The sequence below is a fragment of the Pedobacter aquatilis genome (genome assembly GCF_032678405.1).
Lineage (GTDB): Bacteria > Bacteroidota > Bacteroidia > Sphingobacteriales > Sphingobacteriaceae > Pedobacter > Pedobacter aquatilis_A.
In genome coordinates, this window is sequence record NZ_JAVTSJ010000001.1 from 528,721 (window position 1) to 543,465 (window position 14,745).

The 14,745-nt window shown below is 36.9% G+C and carries 10 protein-coding genes; 1 reads left to right on the forward strand and 9 read right to left on the reverse strand.

The features are described 5' to 3' along the window. Positions 1-57: 57 nt before the first annotated feature. Positions 58-546, reverse strand: coding sequence for a peptide-methionine (S)-S-oxide reductase MsrA (gene msrA, locus R2R71_RS02335; RefSeq protein ID WP_316829631.1), 489 nt, complete (start codon positions 544-546; stop codon positions 58-60). A gap of 217 nt (positions 547-763) precedes the next feature. Here msrA and R2R71_RS02340 point away from each other — a divergent pair, with 217 nt between their 5' ends. Further along, a complete protein-coding gene (locus R2R71_RS02340; protein WP_316829632.1) occupies positions 764-988 on the forward strand; it encodes a hypothetical protein in 225 nt (74 codons plus the stop codon). 215 nt (positions 989-1,203) lie between these two features. Here R2R71_RS02340 and R2R71_RS02345 read toward each other — a convergent pair whose 3' ends face one another. From R2R71_RS02345 to R2R71_RS02380, 8 genes are all read right to left on the reverse strand, one after another. After that, complete coding sequence (locus R2R71_RS02345; RefSeq protein ID WP_316829633.1) at positions 1,204-2,637, reverse strand: efflux transporter outer membrane subunit; 1,434 nt, start codon at positions 2,635-2,637, stop codon at positions 1,204-1,206. Continuing rightward, a complete protein-coding gene (locus R2R71_RS02350; protein ID WP_316829634.1) occupies positions 2,630-5,800 on the reverse strand; it encodes an efflux RND transporter permease subunit in 3,171 nt (1,056 codons plus the stop codon). Before R2R71_RS02350 ends, R2R71_RS02345 begins: the two co-directional genes overlap by 8 nt. A gap of 23 nt (positions 5,801-5,823) precedes the next feature. Then, positions 5,824-6,906, reverse strand: coding sequence for an efflux RND transporter periplasmic adaptor subunit (locus tag R2R71_RS02355; RefSeq protein WP_316829635.1), 1,083 nt, complete (start codon positions 6,904-6,906; stop codon positions 5,824-5,826). A gap of 239 nt (positions 6,907-7,145) precedes the next feature. Beyond that, entirely contained in the window at positions 7,146-7,541 is a 396-nt protein-coding gene (locus R2R71_RS02360; protein ID WP_316829636.1) for a LytR/AlgR family response regulator transcription factor, read from the reverse strand. A gap of 17 nt (positions 7,542-7,558) precedes the next feature. Next, on the reverse strand, positions 7,559-7,975 hold the full coding sequence (locus R2R71_RS02365) for a response regulator (RefSeq protein WP_316829637.1): 417 nt from the start codon (positions 7,973-7,975) through the stop codon (positions 7,559-7,561). 6 nt (positions 7,976-7,981) lie between these two features. After that, on the reverse strand, positions 7,982-11,344 hold the full coding sequence (locus R2R71_RS02370) for a PAS domain S-box protein (RefSeq protein ID WP_316829638.1): 3,363 nt from the start codon (positions 11,342-11,344) through the stop codon (positions 7,982-7,984). A 387-nt stretch (positions 11,345-11,731) separates the two neighbouring features. Next, complete coding sequence (locus tag R2R71_RS02375; RefSeq protein WP_316829639.1) at positions 11,732-13,690, reverse strand: OmpA family protein; 1,959 nt, start codon at positions 13,688-13,690, stop codon at positions 11,732-11,734. A gap of 40 nt (positions 13,691-13,730) precedes the next feature. Further along, entirely contained in the window at positions 13,731-14,702 is a 972-nt protein-coding gene (locus R2R71_RS02380) for a type IX secretion system membrane protein PorP/SprF (protein ID WP_316829640.1), read from the reverse strand. Positions 14,703-14,745: the final 43 nt, after the last annotated feature.

A 14,745-nucleotide genomic window follows, 5' to 3' on the forward strand; every position in this document is an offset into this window, starting at 1 on the left:
AAGTATTGTTAAGAAAAGTTTAAAATTGAGTTTGATTAATGCTGATTTTAAATGCTTTTACAATGCCCACTCAGGGCGTTCAAAATGGCAGGTATAACCATATGGGTTTTTCTGCAGATAATCCTGATGTTCTTCCTCCGCATTCCAAAAGTCGCTCGCCGGAACTACTTCAGTCACAATCTGACCAGGCCATTTACCTGAAGCTTCCATGTCCGAAATCAATGCTAAAGCCGTATCTTTTTGCTTTTCATTAAGATAAAAAATTGCCGATCGGTAAGAAGTACCGATATCATTCCCTTGTCTGTTTCTTGTTGTAGGGTTATGAATCTGAAAAAAGTATTCTAATAGTTTTCTGTAGGATATTTGTTCTGGATCGAAAATAATTTCAATTCCTTCCGCATGCGTTCCATGATTTCTGTATGTTGCATTAGTTACATCTCCACCGGTATATCCTACAACAGTAGAAATAACACCTGGTTGATGACGGAAAAGTTCTTCAACCCCCCAAAAACAACCGCCGGCAAGAATAGCTTTTTCTGTATTCATATAATTGATTTTATTGACTAAAGTACGTTGATAATAATTTTTAACAGCAACAAGATTGTAAATAAATCCTAAACATTAATTATTTATGATACGAAAAACCATGGATAAAGTTTTTAAAAAATAATTATTGAAAAATTTAAAGTAAAATTTAAACTCATTCGTCTACCTGATCAAATCCTTCCGAAATAAGTTTTCTGGAGGAGAAAAACCAGAACTTATGATTTCCGTATTTAAAACAAACGTACTTAATGAAGTTGAGTTGCTCAAACTTAAACCCAGCTTAAATTTACCACATGTAAATTGGAATATAGATTTAGCTGACAGCGATAAAATCCTGAGGATAGATTCAAAAGAAAACATTAATGACATTATTATTTCATTATTTAAAGGCTTAGGTTTTAAATGTACTATCCTTGAAGTTTTTCACGAACCTCCGATATAAAAATATCCGTTGAATAGGTTTTAAATAAATAATATATTTTTTGTTAAAAAACTTGCATATTAAAAAGAGGAACAATACCTTAGTTCCTGAGAGCGTTAATTTAGATAAATGGGAGTATGACTTAGGTCGTATTCTCATTTTTTTTGTCCCAAATAATATCATAAAAAAAGGGATAATTGAAAAATTATCCCTTTTATATGCTAAACTATTTTTCTTTAATTCCAGCCACCACCAAGCGCCCTGTAAATATATACTACAGCACTTAACTGCTGCTTCTTGGTTTCTATTAATTCAAGTTTTGATTGCAAAGCATCACGTTGTGTCATCAATACCTCAAAATAATCTGCCCTTGCCGCTCTAAACAAATCGTTAGAAATATCAATTGATTGTGTAAGTGCTAAAACCTGCTTCGATTTTAAATCGAAGCTTTTTTGCAGGTTATTAATGTTCGACATTTGGTTTGCCACTTCGATATAACCGTTCAAAATTGTTTTTTCGTAGTTAAAAACGGCCTGTAACTGTTTTGCATTGGCAGTTAGGTATTCGGCTTTTATTGCATTACGATTAATTAGCGGACCCGCCAAATCAGCAGCTAAGGAATAAGCTAATGACTCAGGTGTACGTAATAAATACGAAGGGTTAAAAGCCTGGTAGCCTATTGTAGCAGAAATGCCCAACGAAGGGTAGAACTGTGCTTTAGCTACTTTAACATCTAATTTGGCAGCAGCTAAATCATATTCAGCCTGTTTAATATCCGGACGATTTGCCAATAACTGAGATGGCAATCCGGTTTGTACTGCAGGAGGTACAAGATCAGTGAAGTTACCATGATTTCTTACGATAGGCTGTGGAAAACGCCCTAACAGGAAGTTAATCTTATTCTCAGTTTCAGTAATATTCTGCTGAATATCGAATTCCAAACTTTTTGAGCTTAACACCTCCGCTTCAAACTTTCTCACCGCTAATTCAGTAACTCTGGTAGCCTGTTTTTGAATTTTCATCAGCTCCAAAGCATTACTTTGCAAGGAAATATTTTGCTTTACAATTGCTAACTGGTTGTCCAGTGCAAGTAACTCATAATAAGAGTTTGCCACCTCAGCAACCAGATTGGTAATTACAAAGTTCTTTCCCTCAACCGTAGAAAGGTAACGTGTTACGGCTGCCTTTTTTGAGTTACGCAATTTATGCCAGATATCGGCTTCCCAGTTTGCCTGTAAACCAAAGCCATAATCAGGCAATACTTCAGGCACTTCTTTACCAGGTGTAATATCTGTAGAAGCATCACCAGCACCTGAACTTGTATAACGACCTACTTTTTCCAATCCAGCACCTACCCTATAACCCACACTTGGTAACAGTTCACCTTTTTTTGCTTTGATTTCGTTTCTTGCAATTTCAATCTCCTGCAACGTAACATTAAGCTCCTGATTATTTTTGAGTGCAGTATCAATCAGGCTCACAAGATTTGGATCAGTAAAAAACTGGCGCCACTGCAATTTGGCAGTGTTTGTACTATCATGCGAGCTGCCAAAGCTCACAGGTACGTTTTTATTTTCGTTACGTTGGGCAAAATCAGGCACTTTACAAGCCGAATAGGCAGCGCATATTATTGCTAAACCAGCGTATTTATAAATATTTTTTCTAAACATTATCTTCAATTTCTTCAGTTAACGGATGTTCTTCTTCAATTTTAATAAGCTTACGCTTAGCGGCAATTGAACCAAAAATATAATACAAGCCTGGTATAATTACTACACCGAATATGGTTCCCAAGAGCATACCTCCGGCAGCGGCGGTACCAATTGTTCTGTTTCCGATTTTACCTGGCCCGGTTGCAATCATCAAAGGAATTAAACCTGCCACGAAAGCGAATGAAGTCATTAAAATTGGTCTGAACCTGATTGCAGCACCTTCCATCGCTGCTTTTAAAATGGTAACCCCCTGACTGTGTCGCTGGGCTGCAAACTCGACAATCAGTACGGCATTTTTACCAAGCAAACCAATAAGCATTACCATTGCAACCTGTGCGTAGATATTGTTTTCTAAACCAAAAAGTTTAACAAAAAGGAATGCACCGAAAATACCTGTAGGTAGTGATAAAATTACCGATAACGGCAGGATGAAACTCTCGTACTGTGCTGCCAGGATTAAGTAAACGAAACCTAAACAGATTAAGAAAATATAAACAGCCTCATTACCCCTTGAAACCTCATCTTTAGAAATACCCGCCCAGTCAATTCCATAACCACGTGGAAGTGTTTTTTGTGCCACTTCGTTAATTGCTGCGATGGCTTGTCCTGAACTATAACCAGGCGCTGCCTGGCCGCTAATTTCGGCTGCATTGTGCATATTATGACGGGTAATCTCCGAAGGACCATAAACTTTTTCCATCGTCATAAAAGCAGAGAATGGCACCATTTCTTCTTTGTCATTTTTCACATAAAGCTTCAGGATGTCTTCAGGCAAAGCACGGTATTGTGGCAAAGCCTGAACAATTACTTTATAAGGACGGTCATACTTAATGAAACTGGTTTCATAATCACTACCTACATAAGTAGAAAGTGTACTCATTGCATTATCGATACTAACGCCTTTTTGTTGCGCAAGGTCGTTATCAATATGTAGCATATATTGCGGGAAACTGGCACTGTAAAATGTAAATACTGATGAAAGCTCTTTACGTTTATTTAGTTCGCGAACAAAATCTTTCGCAACAGATTCCATTTTTTTGTAATCACCCGAACCTGCAATATCAAGCATACGACACTCGAAACCACCTGCCGCTCCATAACCCGGTACTGCCGGTGGTTGGAAAAACTCTACAGTAGCACCCGGAATTTCTTTTGCTTTCTCTTCAAGTTCACGGATAACATCAGCTGCCGAATTTTTACGTTCGCTCCAGTCTTTAAGGTTAATTAAACAGGTACCTGTATTTGAACCAGTACCTTCAGATAACACCTCATAACCAGCAAGTGACGAAACTGATTTTACCCCTTCAATATCTTCTGACATTTTTTGAAGTTTCTCAGCGGCCTGATTTGTACGTTCGAGCGTAGAACCAGGAGGCGTTTGAATAATCGCATAAACCATTCCCTGATCTTCATTCGGGATAAAACCAGATGGAACACTATTACTGATAAAGTAAACGCCTACACAGAAAAGAGCTAAAGTACCAAAGGTAAACACACGTCGGCTAACCACTTTACTTAAAATGCGTTCATAACGACCGGTTAACTTGTAAAAGCCACGGTTAAAAGCATCTAAAAACTTATCAATAAATGTTTTCTTTTTAGGTTTACCATGGTTATTTTTAAGCATGATGGCACAAAGTGCAGGTGTTAATGTAAGCGCAACTACACCTGATAAAATAATTGCCGTTGCCATGGTTATAGAGAACTGTCGATAAAAAATACCAACTGGCCCCGACATAAATGTCACCGGAATAAACACAGCAGCCATAAGGAAAGTGATGGCTATAATGGCACCACTAATTTCCCGCATGGCCAGCTGGGTGGCTTTTAATACGCTTAATTTCGGATCGTGTTCCATCTTGGCATGCACGGCCTCAATAACCACAATGGCATCATCAACTACTACCCCAATGGCCATAACCAAGGCAAAGAGGGTAATCAGGTTTAAGGTAATCCCAAAAAATTGCATGAATACAAATGTTCCGATTAGGGAAACAGGTACTGCAATAGCAGGAATTAATGTTGAACGCCAATCGCCCAGAAACAGGAACACCACCAAACCCACAAGAATGAAGGCTTCTACAAGTGTGTGTACTACTTTCTCAATAGATGCATCTAAGAATTTAGAAACGTCGTAACTGATTTCATAATCGATACCTTTAGGGAAAGATGAAGCTTTAATTTCTTCCATCTTTGCCTTAACATCTTTAATTACCTGTGTTGCATTACTTCCGTAAGATTGTTTTAAAACAATAGCGGCAGAAGAGCGTCCGTTTAAGGTAGAATAAAGATTATAAAAAGATGAACTGAAACTAATATCTGCCACATCTTTCAAACGCAACATTTCACCATTGGCATTTGCACGTAAAACAATATCGCCGTATTGTTCAGTAGTTGTAAAACGACCTGAATATTTCAGAACATATTCGAATGCCTGCGATCGTAAACCCGAACTTTCACCCGTTTTACCTGGCGAAGCTTCTAAACTCTGTTTACCTAAAGCATCCATTACCTCATCAGGAGAGATTTTGTAAGCCTGCATCCTGTCGGGCTTTAACCAGATACGCATGGCGTAATCACGATCACCAAGAATATCAGCGAAACCGACACCATCTACCCTTTTTAATTCTGCCAGAATATTGATATCAGCAAAATTATAAAGGAAATTCTGATTCATTTTAGGGTCTTTGCTATACAAGTTAATGTACATTAACATGTTTGGCTCTTCCCTGCTTATTTTAACGCCCTCTCGAATAACTAAAGGAGGTAACTTATTGGTAACTGCCGCTACGCGGTTTTGAACGTTTAATGAAGCCTGATTGGGATCAGTTCCTAATTTGAAAACGACCTGGATACTTGCTTCACCATCGTTACCGGCATCAGAAGCAATATATTTCATTCCAGGAACACCATTTAAGGCACGCTCTAGTGGAATAACAACCGACTTGATAAGCAACTCGTTATTTGCTCCAGGATACTCTGCTGTAATGTTAACCTTTGGAGGTGATATTGAGGGAAATTGTGTTACCGGAAGGCCTGTAATGGCCAATACCCCTAAAAACACAATTATAAGTGATATTACGATAGAAAGGACTGGCCTTTGTATGAATTTACCGAACATAAAATTAAATTAAAATGGGTTGACTACTCTGCTGCAATTCTCAATTTGCTGATTACGCTTTTTGGATCCAGAAGTTTAAATTTGATTTTATCGTCGTCTTTTACTTTTTGAACACCTTCTAATAAAATCTTATCACCTTCTTTTAATCCTGCACCAACCACATATAAATCTGGAATTTCTGTAGCAATGGTAATTTCTCTTGAATGTACTTTATCATCATTTCCTACCACAAAAACGAAAGTTTTGTCCTGGATTTCATAAGTTGCTTTTTGAGGAATTACCAAAGCATTTTTTAATGGCACAAGCATCTGAATTTTACCTGTTTCACCATTTCTAAGTAAGTTATCTGCATTATTAAATCTTGCACGGAAAGCAATATTACCGGTTTCGTTATTAAACTCACTTTCAATAACTTCTACCTTACCTTTTGATTTAAGCAGCTCATTGTTTGCAAGTAATAAACCTACTTCCTGATCGCCTTTTGCTTTTGCTGCCGATTGATAACTTAAATATTCAGGTTCAGAAACATTGAAATAGGCAAAAACCTGACTGTTATCTGAAAGGCTGGTGAGTAATGCCCCTTCGTCAACAAGGCTTCCAAGCTTTAGAGGAATACGATCGATTGTTCCATCGAATGGTGCCTTGATCTCGGTAAAACCTAAATGTAGCTTTGCTAATGCAGTTTCTGCATTTGCGGCCTGCAATTTAGCTTTAGCCATAGCAAGTTCATTTTTAGAAACTACATTTTTATCTGACAGTAATTTTGTGTTTTCGAGTTCGATTTCTGCAGACTTAGTTTCTGCCTGTGCTTTGAGTAACTCTGCCTGAAGCATTTTAGGCATAATACGGAACAAAACCTGTCCGGCATGAACACGTTGTCCCTCATCAACATAAATATTTTGCAAAAAACCTTTCTCCTGAGCACGGATTTCGATATTTCTAACAGATTTTATCTGCGAAACATACTCCTTTGTGAAAGAAGTATCGATCTTTATCGGTGTGGTAACCGCATAAGTAACTTCTTCTTCTTTTTCTTCTTTTTTCTCGGTACAACCTGTTACGTAAAGTAAAGCACACAGGCCAAATAGCATGACATTTCTCTTCATCTTTTTACTGATAGTTTATCTGATTTATTTTTTATTAATTGATCAAACAGCTAAAATTTTTAAAGATTAGTACTCCACAAAGCAGATGAAACATCAATAAACTAGGGTTATCTGTTGATTAATTCTAGTACGAAATAAATACAGAATTATGAAGTTATAATGAAGTTCATCTTGTTATATTAAAATTGCGTAAAAGCTATTCAAGGCCAATATTTTAAACGGCAACTAGGCTATATATACTAAAGCTTTCTGTTCCTTTGTAAGTTTTTGGCAATTAAACTGTTAATTGCTTTAAGAACGAGATCAAAATCTACTGGTTTAATCAAATATGCATCGCCGTTTTCGAAAGCTTTAACAGCAAATTCTTCATGTCCTGTTATAAAAATAATATACTTTACCTTTTTTTTAAGCATTCTTGCCAAATCCAAACCTGAAATTTCCATACCGATATCAATAAACAGGAAGTCGATTATTTTGTAATTCTGAAATGCGGCCATAGCAGCAACCGGATCGGTGAAACTGCCGGTTAGTGTTAATTTACTAATATTTGAGATATAATTTTCAAGTAAGAAAACACTTAAGGGATCATCGTCGAGAATTACACAGTTGTAGCCAGATTTTTCTGATGGTTTCATAGCGCTTCCATTAAATTTCAGTCTGTTTGTTGTGAAACAAATGGCCTAATTTCTTCTATATTTTTAAGTTTATCTATGTATTCCTGTTTTAAGGGTTTACTTATAAAATCATAAATATTACCATATGTATTCGCTTTAATTTTATCGCTTTCATTTACGGATGATGTAACCATGACAACAGAAATATTATCTTTAAAATTGCTGTCATTTATTTCTTCTAATAAGTCCCATCCACTAATCATCGGCATATTAATATCTAAAAAAAGTAGAAATTTTTTATCACTTTTAGCTTGTCCTTCTAAGTAAAGCAATGCATCCCCGGCATCCTCAAAATACCGACATGTTATTCCGGGCAATGCCAACTCAAGCACCGCCTGATGGATCATTAGAATTATCGGGTCATCATCTATTACCAAAATTTCACGCTCGCTCATTAATTTTTACTTTGTTTTATCAGATTTTGCTGTAATTTCTTTTATGATAACATCAAGCTCTTCCGCAGAGCTTTCAATGTGACTAATTATATCGCTTTGCGACATTACTTTTTGTTCTCTATTGTTAGAAAGTATATCAACTAATCCCATAATTCTTGCCAAAGGTGCCCTAACCGTGTGCGATTGTATCCATGCAATTTCTTCCAACTTGGCATTTTTTTCCTCAATAGCATTTATATGAAGCAACTCTTTGGTAATATCGGCTGAAACAATCAGCTTAGCTTTCCGTCCTTTAAAAAGCATGGGATTGCTTCTAACATCAGCACGTATAACCGTTCCATCTTTTAGCTTATGCTTATATATACCTCGGGTATAAAAAGAGTTTCCTTTTTTTATTTCTTCAATTGTATTTTCCAATACTGGTATTTCTTCTTCCGGGCGGATATCCCTTATCGTCATTGAAAGGAATTCTTCTCTGCTAAACCCATAATGATTAATTGCAGCGAGATTAACATCTAAAAAGCATAAGGTTTCCGAATCGTAAACCCACATGGGTAATGGACTAAAATGAAAAAGTTCGCTGTATCTTTTTTCGGATTCAGCAACTTCCCTTAAAATCTTTTTGTTAAGCAGCTCAGCCCTTTTACGTGCATCAATATCCTGAAAACTACCAAAAATTCTCACACATTTTCCACCTACCATCTCTGCCTGCCCGATGGTTCTAATCCATTTAGAATTGCCTTTAAACGTTTCTATCTCAAGCTCCTCATCCCAGGGAGTGCCATAAAGCATGCATGCTTCAACTTTAGCTTTAATGGTATCTTTATCCCTGCCATCTTTAAAATAGTGTATTCCTGTTTCTAAATCTGGTTTAAAATCAGGGTCAGCTTCCCTTATTTCTTTGGTAACATCTGACCAGAAAACAGCTTTGTCTGCAACATTTACCTCCCAACTACCAATACGGGCCAAACTGTTGGTTTTCTGAAGTAAATCAGCAAGCATTTTCTTTTCCGTAATATCTTTAGCAACGGCAAATATTAGTCCGTCAGCAGAAACTGCATTGGCAGTCCAGGAAAGCCACTTTACCTGACCAGATTTTGTGATATACCTGTTTTCAAAACTTAGGGCTTTATCGCCATCGGTAAGTTTTTTTATTTTCCTGGCGGTTGATAATCGATCGAGTGGGTGTACAAAATATTTGGCAGGTTTTTGAAGCAGCTCTGCTTCCGAGTAACCTAACAAATCTGCAGCTGCAGGATTAATTCTTTTAAAATAACCTTTGTAATCAAGGGTAGCTAAAATATCAGGTGCAAATTCGAAAACTTCACCCAATTCCTGCTCAAGAAGTTTACGTTTTACTTCACCGGCTAAAAACTCAGAAAAATTTTCCGAAAGAATAGCCATTCCTTCCAGTTTATGATGTTGCCTAACTGCAAGAATAAGGATTCCCGTTAGTTTGCCATTATAAATCAGAGGCAAGCCATAAATATGTTTCAATCCTGCCTTTATTGCGGCCGGAATGCGTATTCCTTCAACAATATCACCCGTTAAACTTGTATCCTCAGGCTTCATATCACGCCAAACTCTTCCGGCAAGCCCTTCTCCCTTTTTAGCAGTACCAAAATTCGCTGTCTCCACATAGAAATGCTCCATCAATTCATCTGCTTTGCTACGGGCAAAAAGTTTCACATGCCTGTCGTTTGCATCGGGTAGCCAGAGTTCGGCAGTACAGAAATTACCGCACCTACTTATTTCATCGAGAACAAGTGCTGTTGTTCTCTTCATATCAGAAAAACGGTTAAATAATAAACTGATTCCTGAAAGCAGGTTCTGTCTGATCGTTTCTATCTTTTGTTGTGTAATATCCCTTTGAATGGATATCCAACGGTTGAAGTTTCCTTTATCATCCGCAATTGGTGTTACTGATAAATTGAGCCAGAATTCATCACCATTTTTTTTATAATTAATTAGCGTTGCTTCGCCTGGCAATCCCTTTAACAAATCAATAACCAACCGGTTCAACTCTTCCTGGTCTGTTCTTGGCCCTTCCAATAATCGCGGCGATTGACCAATGATTTCACTATATGTATAACCTGCCATCCGGCAAAAAGCCTCATTAACATAGACTATTTCACTTATTGGAAACTTCTCGGGATTTACTTCCATAATGGCAACCGAATCTGTCGTGTTAAGTACCACTGATTCGAGTAGTTTTAACCTTTGCTCTTCCTGCTTCATTTTGGTTATGTCCTGAAGTGCACCAACCATTCTTACAGGATGACCCGATTTATCAAAAATAACAAATCCTTTGTCAGCAACGAAAGCATAGCTACCATCGGCTTTTCTTAATCTGTACTCATCAAACCAGTTACTTTCTTTATTTTCGAGCACCTTATGAATACTTGAGTTAACCCTATTTAAATCATCAGGATAAATTTTTTCGAACCAGGTGTCTATTATTGTATTAAGTTCATTTTCACTATAGCCAAAGAGTTTATTAAATCCTTCGCCCCAAATCAATGAGCCAGAAACTAAGTCCCAGTCCCAGATAGCTTCTGATGTTGCCCTTGTAACGTAATTATACCGCTCGTTAGATAGCAATATATCATTCTGGATATTTATCTGTTCCGTTATATCTCTTGAATTGGCAATGATTCCTTTTACAGAGGGTTCATTACGTAAATCGGTAAGTGTTGTTTCAATCCAACGCCAGCTACCATTCTTGTGTTTAAAACGAAATGGTTTTAATACTACGCTGCTTTTACCATTGATATTTTGCAATGATTTTTTAGCTTCATCAATGTCATCAGGATGAAAAAACTCAAAAGTATTCCTGCCATTGTAATAGTCAGATCCAAAACCTAACACTGGCTGTGAAGAATTGCTTACGTATAGATAGTTACCATTATCATCCAGTACAGAAATCATATTTAAACCATTTTGTATAAGATGATTAAATCGCTGTAAATTGAGAGCAGAATCATCACTTAAATCCTGTCCATCCTGGTTAGTGTCATCAATTGTTAATATAAAATATGGTGTATTAACTGACTCTACATCCATAGGCTTAATATTTAAGCCTAATGTTTTTTTTAGATGCTCGCTGTAAACTAAGGCCTGAACTTGTTTATGTGTAGCCGAAGCATGTGCAATACCATCAGCAATAATTTGACTTGTTTTTTTATCACTGGTTATTCCTGAAAGGAAGTTAGTTGACGAAGTTTCCAAAAAGTCTTTTTTTTCTATTCGTGCCAGCTTTAAATAGTAGTCAGTCACTTCAATAACATGATTTCCATTCTGTCCCACTTCAACCAGCATAGCAGCCTCAGCCGACTTACAAAATAATTGCCGATAGATATCCTTTAACATGTTTTAATAATTAGTCAAACTTCGTTATTCTCTCAAATGAATCCGTTGTTATTGGTGTTCAGGTATGAAAAATATCCATAATTTAAGATTATTACAAATAAATTACATAAGGCTGTAATCACATATTCAATGCCATTTCTATTAATTTAGTCATCTTTTACAACATAAAAAAGGCAGAAACCATCGAATAGCATTGATAATGAAATAATTGCAGTAAAAATACTCTGCCTTTCTTAGCTGTTCATTACTGAATAGAGCGTTAAGCATTATTATTCATTATGTTCATTGTATTATATTTAGTATTGCGTTAGGTAGAAAGGTAATTACTGAAACCGTATTTAAATAAAAAAGTTCCGGCTAAATGTGCCGAAACTTTTCTCGTAACAATTATTGTTTGATAATCTTAAATTCGGTTCGTCGGTTAAGCTGGTGTTCAATGTCTGTGCATTTTACACCTTTTGCACAACGGTTAAGTAACTTTGTATCACCATAACCTTTAGCCGTTATGCGTTCCATATTTATACCTTTTGATATGATATACTGCCGGGCAGATTCTGCTCTTCGCTGTGATAATTTCAAATTATAATCGGCTTTACCCCGACTATCCGTATGCGAACCCAGCTCGATATAAATTTCCGGGTTATCCTGCATAATGCTTACAAGATTATTGAGCTCAATTGCGGCAACATCTAAAATTTTGGCACTATCGAAATCATAGTAAATATTATTCAACCTAATGGCTTTATTTACTTCAATCTGATTGAGGTAAATATCTTTAGCTAAAATAGTTGAAGTAACCAATCCCTTAGTACTTACCGCTTGGCCATTGGCAAAAAAACCACCTTTTTTTGCAAGTACCCGATAGTTGGATGCAGTATCTAAAGCAAACCAATAATTGCCTTTATCATCGGTTTCAAATTTTAGCTGATTTCCTTTTTCTTTTGTCAATGTTACAACTGCTCCTGCTATTGGGGTATTCTGTTTACTATCGAAAACACGTCCTTCGAGTTTTAAAACAATAACCGGCCGTTGTGTTATGGTATAAATATCATCACTACCTAAACCGCCAATTCTATTCGATGATAGATATTGAATATTTCCCTGTTCATTTAAACTAAAAGCAAAATCATCTTGAGGGGAATTTACAGGAAAGCCCAAATTAACAATACTACTAAAACCATGCGTATCTTTTTGAGCAAAGAAAATATCCAATCCACCCATGCCAACCCTTCCATCGCTCGCAAAGAATACATTACCTTTTGCATCTAAAGCAGGGCTACGTTCATTCCCAAATGTGTTTATTTCTGCTAAATTATTAGGTTTACCCCATTTCCCATCATTGGTTTTTAAGCAGAAGTAAATATCTGTCCCACCTTTACCACCAGGCATATTGGAAGCGAAATATAATTTTTGTCCGTCAGGTGAAATAAAAGGGTCGCCAACTGAGTAATCGTTTACTTTATTGTATTCAAATGAAACAGGTTTACTCCAGCTCCCATCATTATTCTGAATACTGCTGTAGATTTCTACATTCACAGTACTCGGTTTATTTCTCCTTTTTTCCAGGTCAGATGGAATTCTGGTCATTGTAAAATACATCGTTTTGCCATCACTGGTAAAACTTGCAGAACCGATATGGTAATCACCCAACTTATCAATTGGCAGCAGGCGAACACTGTCTGTTGTTGAGGATTTCTGATACAATTTCAGATAGCCATGACCAGCCCAGCCGTAAACATTTTTATCAAGTGATTTAGTACCATCAAACCTTAGGAATGGCTTATCTTTAGTAGATTCAGGTTTGCCAATATTTCTATCCGAAGTAAATATAACAGCTCCTTTATTGGTTACCGCTCCCCAATCTGACTGAATACTGTTTAACGAGGCTTCATTCTTTATATCAACTGGTTTTGGTTTCTTAGTCCAGCTTATAGCCGAATCACACGAAGCTGTCCATACATTAAGCTGTTGAGGCGTAACCGCCTTATTTTTATCAGCATAATTTAAATACTGAACCTTAGCTTCTGCATATTTGGCATTGTTTTGTAAAGCTTTAGCGTAGCCAAGGAGGTTATCGGCTTTGCTTTTTTCCATTTTAGATGCAATGGAAAACCAATGTTCAGCCTGCTGGTAATTATTATTTAAACTATAAGCACTAGCCAGCTGTTCGGCGGCATGTAAGCTTTCTTTTTTCTTATAAGCCTGCTCATAAAGTTCGATCGCTTTATTATAATTATAAAGCTCGTATTGTTTGTCGGCTTCTTTAAGTACAGTCTGTGATTTAGCACTAAAACTTAATACAAACAAACAAACCAGAACTGCAATGCTTAGTGAAAATTTCGTCATTATATTTTTAGCGTACGGATGATTCATAAAATAATAGCATTTAAAATACCCTTGGCGTAGCCATTCTAATATTTGATTTCAGGAACGAGAAAGCAATCGAAATTTCGTGTGTTCCACCACTATAACCTTGTAACGGACCTACTGAAAAATCATAACCATAGCCGATTCTGAATTTCTGTGAAGGGAAAATCTGAATGGCAGCTACAACTGAATTTCGTGGTGTAAGGTCTTTTTGCAAGTAGCTTTTATCGTAAAGCTTCACACCGGTACGATAAGAACCTCCAATCCAAAGCACCTCCTTAATCATTAAAAAGGCATTCAAATCTAAACTTGTTGGGCCTCCGCGGTCATCTTTCAATAAAAATGATGGCTTAATCTGGAACTCTTCATTTAACGGAAAAAGTGCACCTGCTGTAAGGTAATAATGTGGTTTGGGCTGAGGAATAAAGGCATACTTATCAATATTTACGTATTGTGCAATGAGGTTATCAACAGAAAAGCCAGCATAAAATTTATCGTTCGAAAAGTAAACACCTGCCCTTGCATCAGGTACAATGGTACTTTGCGTTCCAACCGGCTGGGTAAGTTCAGGATCGTTGGGATTAAGCAACGAACCATCTATTGAGAGATTTACCATCCCAAGTCCAAGTCCTAAAGCCAATCTGGAGCTACCGTCATCATTCATCCTGATACGATAGGCATAATTACCGTATAAGCTAAGGTTATTTTGTGCACCAAGTTTATCGCTAGCTACCTGCAAAGCTAAACCTACGTTACCATTGTTTGCAGAAGCATCAACCGCGAGCGACATACTCCTGGGTGCACCCTGAATGCCTGTCCATTGACTGCGGTAGAAACTATGAAGATTTAACACTTCCTTGTAACCAGCATAAGCAGGATTAATGTAAATCCCATTAAACATATACTGGCTGTACTGTGCATCCTGTTGTGCTAACACTGGTTTAACCATCAGGAGTAACGAACCTGCTAACAACAATATTAATTTTTTCATCATCATCGTATATCTTACGAAACCGGATAGCAACATCCGGTTT